Source organism: Pseudarthrobacter oxydans (genome assembly GCF_034258515.1).
GTDB lineage: Bacteria > Actinomycetota > Actinomycetes > Actinomycetales > Micrococcaceae > Arthrobacter.
Map to the genome: position 1 here is coordinate 2,946,255 of NZ_CP139438.1, position 19,360 is coordinate 2,965,614.

Below are 19,360 nucleotides of genomic sequence, written 5' to 3' on the forward strand. Positions count from 1 at the left end.
GGCGCCGCAAACCCCGGGCTTGCCGCGACCCATCAGATGCCGAGCAGTGCCCGGTGCTCCTCCCGGCGCCGTGCCTGTTCCTGCGGGTCCGGCACCGGCAGTGACGCGATGAGCCGCCGCGTGTAGTCATGCTGCGGGCTTCCCATCACCTGGCTCCCGATTCCCTGCTCCACCAGCTTCCCCTTATAGAGCACGCCCACCCAGGATGACAGCGTGTCCACGACGGCCAGGTCGTGGCTGATGAACAGGCAGGCAAAACCGAACTCCTCCTGGATGTCCTTGAACAGCTCCAGGACCTTCGCCTGCACCGACACGTCCAGGGCCGACGTCGGCTCGTCAGCTATCAGCAGGCGGGGGTTCAGGCTGAGTGCCCGGGCCAACGAGGCGCGCTGCCGCTGCCCGCCGGACAGTTCGTGCGGGTAGCGGCCCGCGTACGACGCCGGCAGCTGGACTGATTCGAGCAGCTCGCCTACGCGCTTGCGCGCCTGGGCCGGGCTTGGCTTCGTGTGGATGACCATGGGTTCGGCAATGCAGTCCCCGATGGTCAGCTGCGGGTTGAAGGACGCCGCCGGGTCCTGGAACACGAAGCCGATGTCCTTCCGGAGCGGCTTGAAGGTGCGTTCCTTTAGGTTCAGCATCTCGTAGCCCAGGACCTTGAGGCTGCCCCCTGTGGTTCGGTTCAGGCCGGCGATTGCGCGCCCGATGGTGGTCTTCCCGGAACCGGACTCCCCCACCAGCCCGAAGACTTCGCCCCTGGAGACGGTGAAGCTGACGCCATCCACTGCCTTGAACGCCGGCGTTCCCAGCCTGCCGGGGTACTCGATGGTGAGGTTCCTGGCCTCCACAAGGATTTCCTCATCCTGGTGGGCCCGGCTGGTCAGGCCCTCCGACGCCGAGTTGCGCCCCAGGTGCGGCACTGCTGCGAGCAGTTTCCGGGTGTAGTCCTGCTTGGGTTCAGCGAACAAGGTGCGGGCCGGCGCCTCCTCCACCACGTCCCCCTGGTACATGACCACCACGCGGTCGGCGAGGTCCGCGACCACACCCATGTTGTGGGTGATGAGCACGATGGACGTGCCGTACTTGTCCCGCAGGTCCCGCAGCAGTTCCAGGATCTCTGCCTGGACCGTGACATCGAGGGCGGTGGTTGGCTCGTCGGCTACGATCAGCCCCGGATTCAGGGCCAGCGCGGCGGCGATCACCACCCGCTGCTTCTGTCCTCCCGAAAACTGGTGGGGGTAGTAGTTGACGCGGTGTTCGGGGTCGGGGATGCCCACCTTGCGGAGCGCGTCGACGGCCCGGGACTTGGCTTCCCTGGCCGAAACCCGCTTACCGCCGCTGCCGGCGTGTGCGCGGATGCCTTCGGCGATCTGCCAGCCCACGGTGAACACCGGGTTCAGGGCTGTTGACGGCTCCTGGAACACCATGGCTACGTCGCGGCCACGGATCTGGCGCAGTTTGGCGGCACTGACGCTGATCACGTCAGCGCCGTTGATCACCACTGCCCCGGAGCTGCTGGCTGTTTCCGGAAGCAGGCCCAGAATGGTCTTGGCGGTGACCGTCTTGCCGGACCCCGACTCCCCCACGATGGCCAGCACTTCCCCCTTGCGGACCTCCAGGCTGACGTCCTTGACGGCATGGACCGGGCCGCCGTCGGTGGCGAAGGTGACCTGGAGGTGGTCGATGTCGAGGACCGGACGGCCGCCGCCGGACTCGTGGCCGGAGCCGGCCCCGGACGACGGATCGATGTTGACGGTCATGATGCCCTCACTTCTGTTGCGATGGCGGCGTTGTCCACCGGCGCGGGCGAACCGCCGCCCGTGCTCTTGCGGCCCCGGAGCCGCGGATCATTCAGGTCGTTGATGCTCTCGCCCACCAAGGTCAGGCCCACCACGGTGAGCACAATCGCCAGGCCCGGGAACAGGCCGGTCCACCAGATCCCGGAAGTCGTGTCGGCGAGCGCCTTGTTGAGGTCGAATCCCCATTCAGCGGCCGAGCTCGGCTCGATGCCGAAGCCAAGGAACCCCAGCCCGGCAAGGGTGAGGATGGCCTCGGAAGCGTTGAGGGTGAAGATCAACGGCAGGGTGCGGGTGGCGTTGCGGTAGATGTGGCGGGTCATGATGCGGATGTTGGAAGCGCCCACCACCTTGGCCGACTCCACGAACGGCTCGGCCTTGAGCCGGACCGTCTCCGCCCTGATCACCCTGAAATACTGCGGAATGAACACCAGTGTGATTGCCGTGCCGGCGGCAAAGATGCCGCCAAGCAGGCTGGACTGGCCGCCGCTGATGACAATGGCCATGACAATGGCAACCAGCAGGGACGGGAAGGCGTACACGGCGTCGGCGATGACCACCAGGATCCGGTCGAGCCACCCGCCCAGGTAGCCGCTGACCAGGCCGAGGGCAACACCCAGGACGATGGACATGGCGACGGCGACGACGATCACCAGGATGGCCGTCTGCGCTCCCCAGACGACACGGGACAGGACGTCGTAACCGCCCACCGTTGTGCCCAGAAGGTGCTTGCCTCCGGGGGCCTCCTGCGTGGGGAAGTTGCCGTCGGCGTCGGAAAGCTGGGAGAAACCGTAAGGTGCCAGCAGCGGCGCGAAAAGTGCCGTCAGGACAAAGAGGCCGGTGAGGATCAGGCCCGCCATTAGCATGCCGCGCTGGAGGCCCACGCTCTTGTTGAAATGTGAAACCACCGGCAGGCGCCGGTACCAGGGCGCCCTGGGATTTTCCATGGGGACGGGAACAGTGGGGATGCTCATGGTCAGTACCTCACGCGGGGGTCGATCAGCGCGGCGATGATGTCCACGATGAAGTTGGTCATGGCCACGATGATGGCGAGCAGCACCACGATTCCCTGCACCGCGACGAAGTCGCGCGCGGTGAGGTAGTTGGCCAGCTGGAACCCCAGGCCTTTCCATTCGAACGTCTTTTCGGTCAGTACCGCGCCGCCAAGCATGACCGCTATCTGCAGGCCCATCACCGTGATGATGGGGATGAGCGCGGGCTTGTAGGCGTGCTTGGTGACCAGTCGGTATTCGCTGACGCCCCTGGACCGCCCCGCTTCTATGTAGTCCCGGCCCAGGGTGCCGATCACGTTGGTCCGGACGAGGCGGAGGAAAATCCCTGCCGTCAGCAGTCCCAGCGCCACCGCAGGCAGGACCGCGTGCGCCAGGACGTCTCCGAGTGCGGCCATGTTGCCGCTCCGCAGGGCATCGAGCCAATAGATCCCGGTGGGGGCCTGGAGGGAGGTCAGGGCGAGTTCGCTGGAGGTCTTGGCCCGCCCGGCCACCGGCAGCCATCCGAGCCAGACAGAGAAGGTCAGCTTCAGGAGCATGCCGGCGAAGAAGACGGGGGTGGCGTAGCAAAGAATGGCAAAGACCCGCAGGACGGCGTCCGGCGCCTTGTCCCGGCGGTGGGCCGCCACCATGCCCAGGGGAATGCCCACCAGGAGGGCGACGAGCAGCGCGTTGATGCTCAGCTCCAGGGTGGCTGAGCCGTAGGTTGTCAGCATTTCGACGACGGCCCGGTTGTCGGTGAGCGTCCGGCCGAAGTTGCCGGTGGCCAGCTGGCCGAGGTACTCGAAGTACTGGACCAGGATGGGCCGGTCGTAGCCTGCAGCCTGGATCCGCGCCTGCAGCTGGTCCTCGGGCAGGCGTCCGCCCATGGCCGCGGTGATGGGGTCTCCCGTGATCCGCATCAGGAAGAAGACCATGGTCACCAGGATGAATATTGTGGGGAAAATCAGCAGGAAACGGATCAGGATGTACTGTCCCAATCCCCCGCCGGAGGATTTCTTGGCCGCCGGAATCAGGCCGTCCGCGTCTGTTGGCGGCGCGTCGATCAATGTAGTCATGGTGCCTCAGGTTGTTATTTGCGGTGCCCGCGGTGGGCGTTCACCGCTTCCCGACCAGCAGACGGGGCGGGACACGCGCACCTGTGCAGGCGCACCGCGTCCCGCCCCGTCTTAGGTCAGAGCCGGATTGTTCAGTGGACCTACTTGGACATCACGCCAAGACGGGTCTTGAAGGACGCGTCCAGGGTCTTCTCGACTCCCTTGACATCCGTTCCGGCCACCATCACCTGGGCGCCCTGCAGCAGCGGAAGCGTGGAGAGATCCTTCGCAATGGCTTCCTGGGCCTGGCCCAGGAGATCGCTGCGTTCCGCCTTGTCCGTTGTGACGAGCTGTTTCTTCACGATTTCCGTGACGGCGGGGTTCTCGTAGTGGTTGCCGAGGAAGTTGCCCGGGATAAAGAACGGGGTCAGGTAGTTGTCCGCGTCCGAGTAGTCCGGGAACCAGCCCAGCTGGTACACCGGGTACGCGTCCGCGCGGCGCTCCTTGGTGTAGGTGGTCCATTCCGTGGACTTCAGGTCAACGGCGAAGAGACCTGACTTCTCAAGCTGCTCCTTGACCAGGGCGTACTCGTCGGCAGCTGACGTACCGTAGCGGTCCGTGTACTGCAGCTTCAGGTCAACCACGGAGGTGACGCCGGCGTCGGCCAGGACCTTCTTGGCCTTGTCCACGCTTGGCTTGCCGTTTCCGTCGCCGTACAGGCTCTTCAGCGGCTCCGCTGCTCCTTCGAATTCCTTGGGGACGTAGGAATAGACCGGAGTGTAGGTGTTCTTGAAGACCTGCGAGGCGATGACGTCGCGGTCAACGAGGTGTGCTATCGCCTGGCGCACGGCCAGCGACTTCGCGGGATCGGCTTCGGGAGTCTTCGCACCGAACGGCATGGTGTCGAAGTTGAAGACCATGTAGCGCAGTTCCCCGCCCGGGCCCTTGTGGACCTTGACCTTGGAATCCTTCTCGAGGTCGGCGACGTCCGTGGCCGTGAGGATGCGGCCGGCAACGTCAATGTTGCCCTGCTGCACGTCGAGCTTCAGGTTGTTCGGGTCGGCATAGTGCTTGAGGGTTGCGCCGTCGTTGGCCGCCTTGCCAAGCAGGCCCTGGTAGTCCGGATTGGGTTTGAAGCTGACCAGTTCGTTCTTCTTGTAGCTTTCAATCGTGTACTGGCCGGCGAAGGGCTTTGCGGCGACGATGGCGTCGTCGTCCATGACCTTGTCCGCCGGGAAGACCTGCTCGTCCACGATCGGCCCGGGGTTGGAGGCGAGGACGCCAGGGAACACCTGGTCATTTCCGGCCGCAAGGGTGAACACGACGGTGTTGGGGTCCGTCGCTTCGATCTTTTCCATGTTCGAAAGCAGTGAGGCCGGGCCGTTGGGATCGTCAATGGCCTTGACCCGCTTGAAGGAGAATACGACGTCCGAGGAGTCCAGCGTGTTGCCGTTGGCGAACTTCAGGCCGGGCTTTAGCTTCACCGTGTACTCGGTGGGGCTGGTGAAGGAGGCGGACTCGGCGATGTCCGGCGCGGCGTCTGCAGTGCCGGGCTTGTAGTTGAGCAGGAACGGGTAGATCTGGTTCATCACCATGAAGGATCCGCCGTCATAGGATCCGGCGGGGTCGAGGGTGACCACCTTGTCCGTGGTGCCGTAGGTGATGGCACCGCCTCCTGCCTCGCCGGTTGAGGTTCCGCCGCCGCCTGAGGGGCCCGTGCAGGCTGTCAGTGCGATTGCGGAGATGCCTGCCAGCGCGATTGCGCCATGCAGTGCTTTGTTGCTCTTCGTCATCTGTGAACTTTCTGTTCGATGAGTGCGCGCCCGCCGACCGCTGACGGGTACATGTGCTCAGGCGGGAAGCGCGCGGTGCTGATGCCTAGATTCAATCAGAGAGTCAACCCTCAGACGGGACGATTTTGTGAGTTGAGACACAAAATTTACCTGAATGAGCCCCGGTCCTCCCGCCAGGGCGCGCACAACAAAGAACACCGCCCCGGCGGAACCGGGGCGGTGCTCGAAATTAAGGGTCTAGAGCGCGGCGCGCTGAAGCGAGCGGGCAGCGTCGATCGTTGCCTGGCCCAGCACGCGGCTGCCCTGGTAAAGGACTATCGTCTGCCCGGGGGCCACTCCGCGCAGCGGAGTGGCGAGCCGGACGACGAGCTGGCCTCCGCCCGCTTCCGTATCCCGGCCGGCCGGCTCCATGCGTGCCGTGGCAGGAACGGGATCGCCGTGGGCACGGACCTGCGCGTGGCATTCGAAGTCCCCGCCCGTCCCTACTTCAGCGATGGGCATTCCGGCCCAGGACACTTTGATGCCGCGGATCTCGTCAATCGCCAGCAGCGCCTCGGGGCCCACCACAACCTTGTTCTCCTTGGGCCGGATCTCAAGGACAAACCGCGGCTTGCCGTCGGCGGCGGGGGTGCCCAGCTTCAGCCCGCGGCGCTGGCCCACGGTGAAGGCGTTGGCGCCAGGATGTTCGCCCACCTTGGTGCCTGTTTCATCCACGATGTCACCGGTGGACATATCGATCTTTTCCGCCAGCCATCCGGCGGTGTCGCCGTCGGGGATGAAGCAGATGTCGTGGCTGTCCGGCTTGTTTGCTACAGACAAGCCGCGCCGCTCCGCCTCTGCACGCACTTCAGCCTTGGACGGCGTATCGGCGAGCGGGAACATGGAGTGCTTGAGCTGCTCGTGGGTCAGGACGCCCAGGACGTAGCTCTGATCCTTGGCCCAGTCAGCCGCGCGGTGGAGTTCGCGGTTACCGTCAGCGTCCTCGATCACCTTGGCATAGTGCCCCGTGCACACGGCGTCGAAGCCCAGCGCGATGGCCTTCTCCAGCAGTGCCGCGAACTTGATCCGTTCGTTGCAGCGCATGCAGGGGTTGGGCGTGCGGCCGGCGGCGTATTCATCGATGAAGTCCTGGACGACGTCTTCCTTGAACCGCTCGGAGAAATCCCAGACGTAGTACGGAATGCCCAGCACATCGCAGGCGCGCCATGCATCGCGGGAGTCTTCAATGGTGCAGCAGCCCCGGCTTCCGGTGCGCAACGTTCCGGGCATGCGGGACAGCGCCAGGTGGACGCCGACGACGTCGTGCCCTGCCTCGACGGCGCGGGCGGCGGCAACGGCGGAGTCGACTCCGCCGCTCATGGCTGCTAGAACTCGCATGTTTGCTTTCTGTTGGGGTACTTCCGGGGCCGAACTGCCGGAGGCCGGCTTAAAAGGCGGGCAGTCACCCGGAAACGATCTTCGCCTATCTATTCTACGGCGGTGTCAATTCGACGGGCGCGGCAAGCTCCCGTCATTCCTGGGCCGGCACCCGGCGGGCCAGGGTTCCTGCGGTTTGGATACTGGACTCGTGTCCTGCCATGCCCGCCTGCCGCGCCCGTGCATAGGCTCCCGGAAGCGCGGCCAGCAGCGCATCGACGTCGGCCTCCACGGATGCGTGGCCCAGGGTGAACCGCTGCGCTCCGCGCGCCGTCTCCTCGTCCAGGCCCATGGCCAGCAGGACGTGCGAAGGCCTCGGCACCCCTGCCGTGCAGGCGGAACCCGTGGATGACTCCACCCCTGCCAGGTCCAGGAGGAACAGCAGGGAGTCCCCTTCGCAGCCGGGGAAGGTGAAGTGCGCGTTCCCGGGGAGCCGGCCGTTCCCTGGGGCACCCCGCAGGACGGCTTCCGGAACCTGTGCATGGACGCCGTCAATCAGCCGGTCGCGGAGGGCCGCGATCCGCGCCGACTCCTCGCCCAGCGTGGCCGCAACCTTTTCCGCAGCCGCGGCGAAGGCTGCGATGGAGGCGGTGTCCAGCGTGCCTGAGCGGACGTCACGTTCCTGGCCGCCGCCGTGCTGGACGGGCGTCAGTTTCACCGCCCGCCCTAGCAGGAGGGCCCCCACCCCCACCGGTCCGCCGATTTTGTGCCCGGAGATTGACATGGCGTCCAGGCCGGAGGCCTTGAAGTCCACGGGAAGCGAACCGAATGCCTGTACCGCGTCCGAGTGCACGGGCACCCCTGCGGCGTGGGCCAGTTCCACGATCCGGCTGACGGGCTGGATGGTGCCCACCTCGTTGTTCGCCCACATGACCGTTGCCAGGGCAATGGTGTCCGGGTCACGGGAAAGTTCCTTTTCAAGGGCGGTCAGTTCCACGACCCCCTCGCTGTCCACGGGAAGCCATGCCACCTCGGCGCCTTCGTGCCGCTCCAGCCACTCCACGGTGTCCAGGACGGCATGGTGCTCGACGGCGGAACATAGGATGCGGCGACGGGCAGGGTTTTCTGCCACCCGGGACCAGTAGAGGCCCTTGACGGCCAGGTTGTCAGACTCCGTGCCCCCCGAGGTGAAGATGACTTCCGAGGGGTGGGCCCCCGCTGCAGCCGCAATGGCCTCCCGCGCGTCTTCCACCGCGCGGCGGGCGCGTCGGCCGGAGCCGTGCAGGGAGGAGGGATTCCCGGTGCGCGTGAGCTCACGCGTCAAGGCAGCCAGCGCCTCAGGTGAGAGGGGCGTGGTTGCGGCATGGTCCAGGTAAACGGGCACCTCCCAATTCTACTGTCCATGCCTTGAGGCAGGAGCGGCTGCGCCTGGGGCTGCTAGCCGGCCGGCGGGACCAGAGGCAGGAAACGCACGACGTCGGACCTGGCCGACGCGAGCGAGGCGGCGTCCGGGCAGGAGATGGAGACATAGACCGACGAACCGGCCGTGCCGAAAAGCCTGGCCAGCACAGCCGTTGCCCTGCCGCCCGGCTGCGGTGCCGGCTCCAGGGCCAGCACCTCCACCGCGCGCCCTGGCCCTTCCGGGGATGCGCCCCACTGCAGGGTCTCCGTTTTCAGGTAGCCGGGCAGGATGGACGGATCAAGGTATTCGAAGAGGGCAATGGTCGATTCCCGGTCATCAGCTCTGGCAAGGGCGTCCTGGTTGGTGCGGGCTTTGGCGGCAACCAGGCATCCGTCGGCCTTGGTGTACCGGCTTTCGCCCGCGACGTTGCGGCTCCCGGCCTTCCAGCCCGGAGCTTCCTTGAGTCCATCCGAGATTCCAACCGGCACCCCCGGGGCCAGGGTGCCGCCGGCAGCAAAGGGCAGGTCCCGGCCGGCTACTGCCTCAGCGTCGTGGCCCGGCGTTATGGTGGGCGTAGCCACTGCGGGCGTGCTGGCCGCAGGTTCCGGAGCCGCCGGGTCCCGTACTTCAACGCTGCAGCCGCCCATGAGCAGGGCCGCCAGTGCGGCTGCCAGTATCGGCACGGTCCGCTGCCCGGCCCAGCCAGCCGTTCCCGCCGTCGCCGGCATTTCCATTCCTACCCCAATGCATCCCGCCGCGGCCGGACGGCCGCGCATGCACGAGTCTAGAGGTATCCGGGCCCGGGCCAACGCCCTGGTCCCCGCCCCGCAACGCCAGCCCCCGCCGGCCGCAGGGAACCCGGCGGGGCCGGAACGTCGTTGTTCAGGCAGGGCCATTAAACTGTGCAGACCGGGCTACCCGCGAAGACTGGCCGAATCAACCAAAGGATGGGTGCTTGACCGAGAGCAGCGGCTCGTATTACCAGGTGCTTGGTGTGCCGGTGACAGCCACGGAGAAGGAAATCAAGGTGGCCTACCGCCGGGCTGCCCGCACGGCCCACCCCGATCACGGGGGAGATGCCGCAGCATTCCGGCGGGTGACAAAGGCCTATGAAACCCTCATCGACCCCATCCGCAGGAAAGCCTACGACCGCTCCTACGCCGCCGGCACTGTCCGCGGGGACGAGGCCGGGAGGGAGCCGCACTTCGACGCCCCGGCGGCAGGCAGCCGCGCTTCTGCCACCGTGCACCGGCCAGGCAACGCCCGCAACACCGCCGGAGATCCCCCGGTCTACGTCCCGGCGTACGACAGCGTTCCTGCCAGCGAAGTTCCCCTTATTCCGCTGGAACTCGCCAGCCGGCAGGTCCACGGCATGCCCCGGAAACGTGGAATATTCGGCGCCGAGGCACGCATTCAGCGGGAAATGCGCACCGTCCAGCTCCTCACCCGACAGGTCCTGCCGGCAATTCCGGCCGCCAGGCTCATCAATGGCCTCCAGTCCCCCGCGGACAACAGCCACATCGACCATGCTGTGCTGTCCGGGTACCGGCTGGCGCTGATCGGCTCCATGCTGTTGCCCAAAGGAGCCTATGCCTGGGACGGCCGGACCTTGAACCACGGCGGCCGTGCCATCCCCCCGCCGCAGCTCGCACACGTGGTGCGTGCCATGCAGGACATCTTCCCGGAACTGAATGTCACAGGCTGGACCGTCGTGCTCAGTCCGGGCGGCAACCTCCATGAGCCGGTGATCGACAACCACCGCCGGTCGGCAGGCGGGCTGGAAGCCGTACAGGTGGTCAATGCCGCGGGGATGGTGCGTGGCCTCAAGGAATTCCTTGCCGCCGGGCCGGCCCCCAACACGGTGAACGTTCCGGTGCTGGCCAGGCTGCTGCGCGGCATGCACTGACCCTGGACGCCCTGCGCCTGCAACGGTCGCTAGGATGGAACCGTGTTCCGCATCCTTTTCCATGCCCCCGAAATCCCCGGCAATACCGGCAACGCCATCCGGCTGGCAGCCATCACCGGGGCCGAACTGCACCTCGTGGAACCGCTCGGCTTCGACTTTTCGGATGCGAAACTCCGACGGGCCGGCCTCGACTACCACGACCTCGCCGTCGTCACTGTGCACCCGAGCATCGAGGACGCCTGGCAGCACCTGAAGCCGGAACGGGTGTACGCCTTTACGTCGGACGGAGCCGCCAGCTACACGGACATCTCCTACCAGCCGGGTGACGTCCTGATGTTCGGACGGGAATCCGTGGGCCTGCCGGCGGAACTGAAGGCAGATCCCCATGTCACCTCCACCGTCCGGTTGCCCATGCTGCCGGCACTGCGCTCCCTGAACCTGGCCAACGCCGCCTCCATCGCCGTGTACGAAGCGTGGCGCCAACAGGGCTTCGCCGGCGCCAGGATCTGACCCGCTCCGTTCCAGGCACACAACGGGCGGGCCGTATCATTTTTCCCAGCCAACCCATCCGCCCCTGCTGCGGCGTCGAATCACTCCCGACAACATTCCATCGTGTTCAAGGAGCTGCAGGTGACATTGCTGGAGTCACGTTCCAGGACCGCCCGCAGCAGCCGGGGCGGCACTGCTGAGGATTCACGGTCCGGACACTTATGCTTGGTAGTAATGGAAACCCCCAATGCCCCGCATTCCGAGGCCCAGCATTCCGAGGCCCCGCATTCCGAGGCCCATGCCGCGGTGACAGACCCTCCGGCCGATCTCAGCCACCGGCTTTCAGTCCTGCTGGAAGGCATAGGCCGGGGCGACCAGGCCGCCTTCGCCGAGTTCTACCGACTCACGTCGCGCCGGGTTTTCGGTATGGCCCGCCGCGTGCTGATCGACCCCGAACTCAGCGAAGACACCACGCAGGAGGTCTTCCTCCAGGTGTGGCAGAACGCGGCGAAGTTCGATCCCAAGGCCGGGAGCCCGCTCTCCTGGCTAATGACCATTTCGCACCGCCGCGCTGTGGACAGAGTCCGGTCCTCGCAGTCCTCCACTGACCGCGAGGCCAAATACGGCGCCAGCACCCAGGACATCGACCACGACACAGTGTCGGACCAGGTCGGGAGCAGACTGGAAGCCGAGGCCGTGGTCCGTTGCCTGGGAACGCTGACCGAAACGCAGCAGGAGTCGGTGCGGCTGGCCTACTACGGCGGCCTCACGTACCGGGAAGTTGCCGAACGCCTGAACGCAGCAGTACCGACCATAAAATCCCGGATCCGTGACGGATTAATCCGGCTGAAGACCTGTCTGGAGGTGAGTTGAGATGAGTGACATGAACCATGGCCGCGACGGCCGTCCAGGTTCGTTTGGTGACACCGTAGCCATGGACCTGGCTTCCGGCCGGGTCGTAGAGCTGGCGGAGCTGTATGCCCTGGACGCGGTGACCGACGAAGAACGCCGGGCGATCGAGCAGTACATCTCGGCTGCCCCGGAATCGGAACGTACCCTCTTTTTCGACCGGGTACGCCAGGCAAGGGAAACTCTGGCCAGGACTTTCCGGGTCGAGGAAGAGCCGCCGGCCGACCTTTTCGACCGCATCGTCGCACAGCTTCCTGCACAGGACAACCGCCCGGAAGCGGACGACCCGGCCCCCGCCGCGGGGCCTGCCGCCGCGCCCGCCGGGCCGTCGGCAACAGGGCAGCCGGTTGCCGGGGACGAGCTCGCCAAGGCGCGGCAGCGCCGGGAGGAACGGCGCCGGCCTTCCGGCACCCGCCGCTGGCTGGCCGGAGTGGCCGCCGCGGCCGCCATCGCCCTCGGCGGCGTGGGAGTGGGTTCATACCTGGCGGACCTGAACGATCCCATCAACCAGGTGGTGCGGGCAGGGGACCTGCGGGAGGCCTCGGTGGATGTGGCCGGCGGCGGCACCGCCACCCTGCTCATTTCGTCCTCCGAGGATGCCGCCGTTGTCAAGATGAACGGCGTTCCTGCGCCGCCCGCCGGCAAGGTGTACCAGATGTGGCTGATCCCCAAGGATGGTTCGGCACCCGTATCCCAGGGCCTGATGGACGAGGAAGCCCTTTCCAAGCCGGCTGTGGTGGAAGGGATCTCCTCCGCAGCGGCGCTGGGAATCACCGTGGAGCCGGCGGGCGGGTCCCGGTCGCCCACGTTGCCCACGGTGGCTGCCGCACCCTTGGGCGCCTAAGGGGAACGCTCCCGCACCAGCTGAAAGCGCCCCGTTCCATCTTCCGGAAGGACATGGAACGGGGCGCTTTCGCCTGTGGTCTTCCCAGCGGGGAAATGTGTCAGAAGCCCGCGATGGTTCCCGGACCGTTGACCGCAACCACATGGAATGCCTCGGCGCTTCGCCCCTCCGGCAGGCCGGCGCGTGCGGCATTCAGCTTCATGCCCCGTCGGACGGTTGCCTCCATCGCCTCCACGTCGGGATGCTGGCTGACGTGGACATGGATTGCCCGAAGCTTGGACTCCACGTGCTCCGTGACGTCCACAAAATGGTTCTCCCGTTCTTCCGGCCCGGCATAGAGCCACAGCCACGGCAGTTTGTAGGCCCCCAGGCCGGCTTCCGCCAGTTCAGGGTAGGCGAACGGATTCTCCACTGCCGGGTAGACAGCACGCGTCACGGCCTCGCCTACGGCCAGATGGTCGGGATGGCTCTTCTGGATGCGCTTCCAGTTCCGTTCCGGGTGCATGGAAAGCACGACGTCGGGACGGATTTCCCGAATCAGTTTCACCACGCCCTTCATCACCTCGTGCGACGGCTCAAGGTAGCCGTCACGCTGGTGGAGGTAGTGGATGTCAGTGACCCCCACCAGTTCGGCGGCCCGGCGCTGTTCAGCGTCGCGCAGGGCGATGATGTCCGCCCGGTGGGCGGGGTCGAAGCCGCCGGCGTCGCCGTCGGTCATGATGCAGTAGCTGACATGGACTCCGGCCGCCGTCCAGCCGGCGATGGTGCCCGCAGCACCGAAGTCGATGTCGTCGGGATGTGCCGCAAAACAGAGCACCCGCCCAATCCGGTGGATGTCCGGGTTGAACGGGCCCTGTTCCTGTGCAGGAGAGGAAGTCAAGGAGTCAGCCTTTTCGCTTCTTGATCTCGGCTGTGGCCTGCGGGAGGACGTCGAAGAGGTCGCCCACGATGCCGAAGTCCGCGATCTCGAAAACCGGTGATTCAGCGTCCTTATTGACGGCTACGATCACTTTCGCCGTCTGCATGCCGGCCTTCTGCTGGATGGCACCGGAGATTCCCGCCGAGATGTAGAGCTGCGGGGACACCGTCTTGCCGGTCTGCCCCACCTGCGCGTCATGGCTGATCCAGCCGGCGTCGGTGGCGGCACGGGAGGCACCCACGGCTGCGCCCAGCGCGTCGGCAAGTTCCTCAACCGGACCAAAGTCACCGTCAAGGCCGCGGCCGCCGGCGACGACGATGCGGGCGTCGGTCAGGTCCGGGCGCCCGCTGGCTACTTTCTGCTCCCGGGCGGTGATCCGCGCGGCCGCGGCGGTGCTGCCGGCGGGAACGTCCACCGTGGCCGTCTCCGGTGAGCTTGGCGCCGCAGCCGGCTCCGGGGTGACGTTGTTGGCCTTCACGGTCAGCACGCTGACCGCGGTGGAGGCCTTGCAGGCGGTGTTGTAGGAGCCCGCGAGGACTGACTTGTGCGCGGTGCCGTCAGCGTCCACGGCTACCACGTCGGTGATGACGCCGGCGTTCAGGCGGATGCCCGCCCGCGCGGCGATCTCCTTGCCCTCAGGCGAATTGTCCAGCAGGACGATGCCGGCCCCGGCCTGTTCAGCCGCAGCTGCCAGGTAGGCAGCCTTCGGGGCAACAAGGAAGTCATCGAGGTCCCCTGCCGAGGGGAACAGCACCGTGCTGACGCCGTACTCGGCAAAGGTGGCCGCAACGTCGTCGTGCAGCGTCCCGTTCAGCGCAACTGCCGTCTCGCCGAGTGAGCGGCCCAAAGTGAGCAGTTCAAGGTTGCTCTTCTTGAGCGCAGCCCCGGGGTTGTCAATGAATACAAGTACTTTTGCCATGTCTGTGGTCCCTCTTAGAGCAGCTTCTGGGCGGCCAGGAAGTCAACGAGCTTGATGCCGGCATCGCCTTCGTCGGTGATGATGGTCCCGGCGGTCCGGGGCGGTCGTTCCTCCGCACTGAGCACGCGGGTCCAGGAACCGGCGTGCCCCACCTGCGCCGGGTCCACACCGATGTCAGCGAGGGAGAGCGTGGTGATGCTCTTGCGCTTGGCTGCGATGATGCCCTTGAAGTTGGGGTAGCGCGGCTCATTGATCTGGTCCGTCACGGAGACGACGGCCGGGAGCGGTGCTTCCACCGTCTCGGACGACGTGTCAGCGTCGCGGCGCGCGGTGAGGCGTCCGCCGTCGACCTCCAACGTGGAGGCGAAGGTGACCTGCGGGAGGCCGAGCCGTTCGGCCAGCTGGGCGGGAACGAGGGAGGTTTCACCGTCGGTTGACGCCATGCCGGTGATGACCAGGTCCACGCTGCCCAGGTGCCGGACTGCTGCTGCCAGCGCCAGGGACGTGGCGGCGGCGTCCGAACCGGCCAGTGCGTCATCCGTGAGGTGCACGCCCTCGGTGGCCCCGATCTGCAGCGCCTTCTTGATGGCGTTAACGGCGCCCGAAGGGCCCATGCTCAGCGCGATGACCTGGTTGCCTGCCTTGGCTCCCCCGCGGGCTTCGGCCAGCTGCAGGGCTGCCTCGAGTGCGTATTCGTCAAGCTCGGACAGGATGCTCTCGTCGCGGTCAGTCGTGTAGTCCTCCCCATTGAGGTGGCGGTCAAACTGCGCGTCCGGTACATGCTTGACCAGGACGATGATCTTCAATGTATCTTCCACTGTATTTACAGCAGCCTTCCATGCTTGTGGACAGCCAGCCGGGTGAGGTCATGGCCGCGGAATGCCCCGGCATACGGGTAGCTCCTAGCTAACCATATAGGCGCGCCCCGGCGCCCTCTTCCGTTAACGCCTGTGTCAGTGGGCTGGACATGCGCGCCGCTGCCCCCGCTGCCGGCCCATCGTTTAATGTCCGACGGCGGCGCCCCCAAGGTGGGGACGCCGCCGTCGGGCATTGCTGACTACGCCTTGGCGGGCCGCCGCTGCTAGCCGGCAGCGGTGCCGAGGGTGACGTCGAAGGTCTGTTCCGCGCCGTTGCGCAGGACGGTGATCTTCACGGTGGCACCGGCACGCTGTTCGCGGACAGCCGCGGTCAGCTGGTTGGGTTCACCGATGGCGAGGTCGTTGAACTTCGTGATGACGTCGCCCACCTTGATCCCGGCCTTGGCCGCAGCCGAATTGGCTTCCACCGTGGCCACGTCCGCGCCGACCGAGAACTCGGACGAGGTGCTGGATGCCGCCTTCTTCCGAACGCTGACGCCCAGCTGGCCATGGGAAGCCTTGCCGGTGTCAATGATTTCCTGGGCGACGCGCTTGGCGTGGTTGATGGGGATACTGAAGCCGACGCCGATGTTGCCGCTGGTGGACGATGCGTTTGAGCCCGCTGATGCGATGGCCACGTTGACGCCGATGATTTCGCCGCTGCTGTTCACCAGGGCACCGCCCGAGTTGCCGGGGTTGATGGCGGCGTCTGTCTGGATGACGTTGATGGAAATTTCGCCCTGGTTGGCCGGCTGCTGGCTTTCGCCGCCGCCGGGAGGTGCGAACTGGAAGCCGCCGCCATCGTCCTCGGCCTTGTCGCCTTCCGGTGCAGCGGCGGAGGCCACGCTGATGGTCCTGTTGAGGGTGGAGACGATTCCGTCCGTCACGGTGCCTGTCAGGCCCAGGGGCGAACCGATGGCAATGGCGGTGTCACCCACGTTCAGCTTTCCGGAGTCGCCCAAGGTCGCCGGGGTGAGGCCGGAGGCGTTGTCCACCTTGATGACCGCGAGGTCGGACAGCGGGTCGGTGCCCACGAGTTTGGCGCCGAGGACACGCCCGTCACTGGTACGCACTTCGAGCGCGGCGTTGGCCGTTTGGCCGTCCAGGGTGACCACGTGGGTGTTGGTGAGGATATGCCCCTGGTCGTTGAGGACGATGCCGGAGCCGGTGCCGCCGGCGCTGCCGGTGGACGCGCTGATGGTCACCACGCTGGGTGACGCCTTAACGGCAGCAGCCGTGATGGCATTCACGTTGTCCTTGTTGTTGACGATGACCGTGCCCGGCTGGCTGTTGCCGGTCACCGTCGAGCCGGCACCGGTGTTAACCAGTCCCGCGGAACCGACCGTGGCCACTCCGCCTCCCACCAGCCCGGCAGCGAGGATGCTGGCCACCAGCGTACCGACGCCGAACGAGGCCTTCCGCCGCGGCGCGTCCTTGGGGTTGGGGGCAAGGCCCACGGCTCCGTACTGGCCGCCTTCGCCGTAGAAGCCATGGCCGGGCTGCGGCGCCTGCTGTTGGCCGGGTGCCGGCTCCTGCGAAGTGTTCTGTCCGTAGAACGGCTGCCGCTGGGGATAGACCGGACGCGGAGCGCCGGGGATCTCCTGCGTGGGATTGTCCCCGTGCCGGTCCAGCCGCTCGGTGGGGTACTCCCGCGGGCCGGGTTTACCGGTTCCGGCAGCATTGCCCTCCGGCTGGCCGGCGTGCTGCTGCTCCCAGGGATCCCGGTCCGGGCCGTCGTTCCTCGGGCCCTGCCCGGGCGTCTGGTTCTCAGTCATGGGACTTCCTTTCATCCTCGTCTGCATTAACTATGGACTCCCCGGCTGGAACAATCTCTTATGTTTGCTGAGAGCTTGCTGAAGACTTTCCAGCCCCGGCGGCGGTGGTTCCGGCGTTTCGCTGGTGGCATAGTCGGGCCGATGGACTGGCTCTGGGGTGCACCATAGAATCAAGATGAATTGCCACAGCGACCTGCGGCTTCACACCAAGCGTGGGGGCGCTGTGCATTCTCAGACGACCGGTTCGTCCCGAACTGGCGTCAGGCGTGCTGAAGGGTTGCACATGCGGTCAAAGTTCAAACGTATCCTCGCCGTGATCGGCCTAACCGCTTTCCTGGCGATGCCCGCCGGCGCGGCCTGGGCCGAACCACCGGTCACTTTGGATCCCGCAACGAAAATTGTGGATCCTTCGGGAGTCCTGGGTTCGAAAAAGGGTGAGGTCCAGGACGCCATCAAGAAGCTTGGTGCGGACCACGCCACCGTGCTGCACGTCGTCATCGTCAAGAAGTTTGAGAACCCCGCCGATCGTGAAGCCTGGTCAGATGCGGTGGCCGAAAAGGCCAACCTCGGATCCAATGCGCTGATTTTCGCGGTCGCCACCGATACCAGGCAGTACGTCCTCAACAAGGGTGGCAGCAAGATCACCACCGCCCAGATCGAGAACATCAAGAGCAAGGCAATCGGCCCGCAGCTCGCGAACGACAACTACGCGCAGGCGGCGATCAACGCCGCAGCGGCCATTGGTGATGCAGCCGGGGGCGGCAGTGGCAATGTCCCCGGTGATGGTGCCGGAGCGGCTGTCCTGGTGGGAACCGGAATTGTTGCTGCCGGTGGTGCCGGCGCCTACCTTTATTTCCGGAACAAGCGAAAGAAGGCCGCAGGACAGGCGGCGGGCGCGGGACACGGCGGACAGGAAGCTCCGGCGGATCCTCTGGCCTCGCAGAGCATCGAGGAACTGCGCCGCAAGAGCGGCTCCCTGCTGATCGAGGCGGACGACGCCATCAAGTCCAGCGAGCAGGAGCTTGGCTTCGCCCAGGCGCAGTACGGAGATTCCGCCGTCGGGAACTTCACCAAGGCGCTGGCCGAAGCCAAAGCCCACCTGAGCGAATCCTTCAAGCTGCAGCAGCAGCTGGACGACCATATTCCTGACACCGAGGAACAGCAGCGGACCTGGCTTGTCGAAATCATCCGCCGGTCCGAAGCCGCCCTGACCTCGCTGCAGGAGCAGAAAGCGGACTTCGATTCCCTGCGCGAACTCGAGAAGAACGCTCCGCAGGCCCTGGCCACGGTCAACGCCGGGGCGCGGGAAGCAGACGCGAAGATCAACACGGCCGAGCAGTCACTCACTGCGCTGCGCTCAAAGTATGCCGAGAGCGCCCTCACCCAGGTCTCGGACAACATTCTGCAGGCCAAGGAGCGCCTGGCGTTCGTTCAGAATGCAACCGCCACCGCGCAGCAGAAGCTGGGTGAGGGCGAGGACAGCCTGGCCGCGGTAGCTGTCCGGGCAGCCGAGGAGAGCCTGCACCAGACGAACGTCCTCCTCGATGCCATCGCCAAGGTTTCATCCAACCTCGACGAGGCCAGGAGCAGCCTCGAGAGTGCCGTTGTGGACACCTCGCAGGACCTCGCCCAGGCAAGGGCCATGGTCCAGTCCGGGGCACACCCGGAACTGGCCGGACCGGTGGCCGGCGTCGAAAGCGCCCTCGCGCAGGTCAAGGCGGAAATCCAGGGCGGCAAGATTGACCCGATCGCCACGTTGCAGCGGGTGGAAACTGCCCACCAGTCGCTGGACCAGGCCCTCAGCGGCATCAGGGACCAGCAGGAGCAGGCGCGCCGGGCCCAGGCCTCCCTCCAGCAGACCATCATGTCCGCCCAGGCGCAGATCAGCGCAACGTCGGACTACATCACCGCTCGCCGCGGCGGTGTGGGCACTGAGGCACGCACCCGGCTTGCCGAGTCGCAGCGGAACCTCGATTACGCCCTGTCCATCTCGCGCACCGATCCGGTCACGGCCCTCACCTACGCCCAGCAGGCCCACGCGCTGGCGGCGCAGGCCGCCCAGCTGGCGCAGGCGGATGTGGACCACTTCGGCGGCTACGCCAACCAGGGCTACGGCCGCGGCGGGATGTTCGGCGGTGGCGGCGGCGGGGGCCTGGGGGGCGCCATCCTGGGTGGCATCCTGATCAACTCCATCCTCCATGGAGGCGGCGGCGCAGGCTGGGGCGGCGGCCACAGCGACGGCGGCGGCTGGGGCGGCGGCGATTTCGGCGGCGGAGACATGGGCGGCTGGGGCGGCGACTCCGGCGGCGGCGGGGACTTCTAGACGCCCGGCTGGCCCAAAGGCTGTGCAG

Annotated in this window: 16 protein-coding genes; 5 read left to right on the forward strand and 11 right to left on the reverse strand. The window is 66.4% G+C overall.

Going from position 1 to position 19,360, the window contains the following annotated elements:
• Positions 1-32 precede the first annotated feature (32 nt).
• The 7 genes from SMD14_RS13345 to SMD14_RS13375 all read right to left on the reverse strand — a co-directional run bounded on the left by SMD14_RS13345 (position 33) and on the right by SMD14_RS13375 (position 9,119).
• Positions 33-1,757, reverse strand: a complete 1,725-nt coding sequence (locus tag SMD14_RS13345; RefSeq protein ID WP_157241752.1) for an ABC transporter ATP-binding protein — start codon at positions 1,755-1,757, stop codon at positions 33-35.
• Positions 1,754-2,767 (reverse strand): ABC transporter permease, encoded by a 1,014-nt coding sequence (locus tag SMD14_RS13350; protein ID WP_321213950.1) that lies wholly within the window; start codon positions 2,765-2,767, stop codon positions 1,754-1,756. Before SMD14_RS13350 ends, SMD14_RS13345 begins: the two co-directional genes overlap by 4 nt.
• Positions 2,768-2,769: 2 nt before the next feature.
• Positions 2,770-3,861 carry an ABC transporter permease gene (locus tag SMD14_RS13355; protein ID WP_321213951.1) on the reverse strand — a complete coding sequence of 364 codons (1,092 nt, stop codon included), beginning with the start codon at positions 3,859-3,861 and terminating at the stop codon, positions 2,770-2,772.
• Between the two features lie 140 nt (positions 3,862-4,001).
• On the reverse strand, positions 4,002-5,633 hold the full coding sequence (locus tag SMD14_RS13360) for an ABC transporter substrate-binding protein (protein ID WP_157241749.1): 1,632 nt from the start codon (positions 5,631-5,633) through the stop codon (positions 4,002-4,004).
• Between the two features lie 237 nt (positions 5,634-5,870).
• A complete protein-coding gene (gene mnmA, locus SMD14_RS13365) occupies positions 5,871-7,010 on the reverse strand; it encodes a tRNA 2-thiouridine(34) synthase MnmA (RefSeq protein WP_157241748.1) in 1,140 nt (379 codons plus the stop codon).
• A 133-nt stretch (positions 7,011-7,143) separates the two neighbouring features.
• The gene (locus SMD14_RS13370) at positions 7,144-8,373 is read right to left on the reverse strand and encodes a cysteine desulfurase family protein (protein ID WP_321213952.1); all 1,230 of its coding nucleotides are present in this window, start codon (positions 8,371-8,373) and stop codon (positions 7,144-7,146) included.
• 53 nt (positions 8,374-8,426) lie between these two features.
• Entirely contained in the window at positions 8,427-9,119 is a 693-nt protein-coding gene (locus tag SMD14_RS13375) for a hypothetical protein (RefSeq protein WP_321213953.1), read from the reverse strand.
• 227 nt (positions 9,120-9,346) lie between these two features.
• Between SMD14_RS13375 and SMD14_RS13380 the strand changes: the two genes are divergently transcribed.
• The 4 genes from SMD14_RS13380 (at position 9,347) to SMD14_RS13395 (ending at position 12,539) form a co-directional block, all read left to right on the forward strand.
• Positions 9,347-10,297: a J domain-containing protein gene (locus tag SMD14_RS13380; protein WP_321213954.1), complete on the forward strand. Its 951-nt coding sequence runs from the start codon at positions 9,347-9,349 to the stop codon at positions 10,295-10,297.
• Positions 10,298-10,339: 42 nt separating this feature from the next.
• Positions 10,340-10,807, forward strand: coding sequence for a tRNA (cytidine(34)-2'-O)-methyltransferase (locus tag SMD14_RS13385; RefSeq protein ID WP_321213955.1), 468 nt, complete (start codon positions 10,340-10,342; stop codon positions 10,805-10,807).
• A gap of 213 nt (positions 10,808-11,020) precedes the next feature.
• Complete coding sequence (gene sigK, locus SMD14_RS13390) at positions 11,021-11,659, forward strand: ECF RNA polymerase sigma factor SigK (RefSeq protein ID WP_321213956.1); 639 nt, start codon at positions 11,021-11,023, stop codon at positions 11,657-11,659.
• Position 11,660: 1 nt separating this feature from the next.
• On the forward strand, positions 11,661-12,539 hold the full coding sequence (locus SMD14_RS13395; RefSeq protein ID WP_409339686.1) for an anti-sigma factor domain-containing protein: 879 nt from the start codon (positions 11,661-11,663) through the stop codon (positions 12,537-12,539).
• Between the two features lie 100 nt (positions 12,540-12,639).
• Here the strand turns inward: SMD14_RS13395 and SMD14_RS13400 are convergent, their stop codons facing one another.
• From SMD14_RS13400 to SMD14_RS13415, 4 genes are all read right to left on the reverse strand, one after another.
• Positions 12,640-13,419: a PIG-L deacetylase family protein gene (locus SMD14_RS13400; protein ID WP_157241744.1), complete on the reverse strand. Its 780-nt coding sequence runs from the start codon at positions 13,417-13,419 to the stop codon at positions 12,640-12,642.
• 4 nt (positions 13,420-13,423) lie between these two features.
• Positions 13,424-14,377 (reverse strand): electron transfer flavoprotein subunit alpha/FixB family protein, encoded by a 954-nt coding sequence (locus tag SMD14_RS13405; RefSeq protein ID WP_157241743.1) that lies wholly within the window; start codon positions 14,375-14,377, stop codon positions 13,424-13,426.
• Positions 14,378-14,391: 14 nt separating this feature from the next.
• The gene (locus tag SMD14_RS13410; protein WP_104998470.1) at positions 14,392-15,183 is read right to left on the reverse strand and encodes an electron transfer flavoprotein subunit beta/FixA family protein; all 792 of its coding nucleotides are present in this window, start codon (positions 15,181-15,183) and stop codon (positions 14,392-14,394) included.
• Between the two features lie 275 nt (positions 15,184-15,458).
• On the reverse strand, positions 15,459-17,009 hold the full coding sequence (locus tag SMD14_RS13415; RefSeq protein WP_321213957.1) for a trypsin-like peptidase domain-containing protein: 1,551 nt from the start codon (positions 17,007-17,009) through the stop codon (positions 15,459-15,461).
• Between the two features lie 283 nt (positions 17,010-17,292).
• On the opposite strand from SMD14_RS13415, the gene SMD14_RS13420 reads away from it, so the two are divergent.
• The gene (locus SMD14_RS13420) at positions 17,293-19,332 is read left to right on the forward strand and encodes a TPM domain-containing protein (RefSeq protein WP_321213958.1); all 2,040 of its coding nucleotides are present in this window, start codon (positions 17,293-17,295) and stop codon (positions 19,330-19,332) included.
• Positions 19,333-19,360 lie beyond the last annotated feature (28 nt).

Bases quoted from the DNA above. Each gene is read 5' to 3' on its own strand.
- SMD14_RS13345 (WP_157241752.1), bottom strand. From the start codon at position 1,757: ATGACCGTCAACATCGATCCGTCGTCCGGGGCCGGCTCCGGCCACGAG.
- SMD14_RS13350 (WP_321213950.1), bottom strand. From the start codon at position 2,767: ATGAGCATCCCCACTGTTCCCGTCCCCATGGAAAATCCCAGGGCGCCC.
- SMD14_RS13355 (WP_321213951.1), bottom strand. From the start codon at position 3,861: ATGACTACATTGATCGACGCGCCGCCAACAGACGCGGACGGCCTGATT.
- SMD14_RS13360 (WP_157241749.1), bottom strand. From the start codon at position 5,633: ATGACGAAGAGCAACAAAGCACTGCATGGCGCAATCGCGCTGGCAGGC.
- mnmA (WP_157241748.1), bottom strand. From the start codon at position 7,010: ATGCGAGTTCTAGCAGCCATGAGCGGCGGAGTCGACTCCGCCGTTGCC.
- SMD14_RS13375 (WP_321213953.1), bottom strand. From the start codon at position 9,119: ATGCCGGCGACGGCGGGAACGGCTGGCTGGGCCGGGCAGCGGACCGTG.
- sigK (WP_321213956.1), top strand. From the start codon at position 11,021: ATGGAAACCCCCAATGCCCCGCATTCCGAGGCCCAGCATTCCGAGGCC.
- SMD14_RS13395 (WP_409339686.1), top strand. From the start codon at position 11,661: ATGAGTGACATGAACCATGGCCGCGACGGCCGTCCAGGTTCGTTTGGT.
- SMD14_RS13405 (WP_157241743.1), bottom strand. From the start codon at position 14,377: ATGGCAAAAGTACTTGTATTCATTGACAACCCCGGGGCTGCGCTCAAG.
- SMD14_RS13415 (WP_321213957.1), bottom strand. From the start codon at position 17,009: ATGACTGAGAACCAGACGCCCGGGCAGGGCCCGAGGAACGACGGCCCG.
- SMD14_RS13420 (WP_321213958.1), top strand. From the start codon at position 17,293: ATGCGGTCAAAGTTCAAACGTATCCTCGCCGTGATCGGCCTAACCGCT.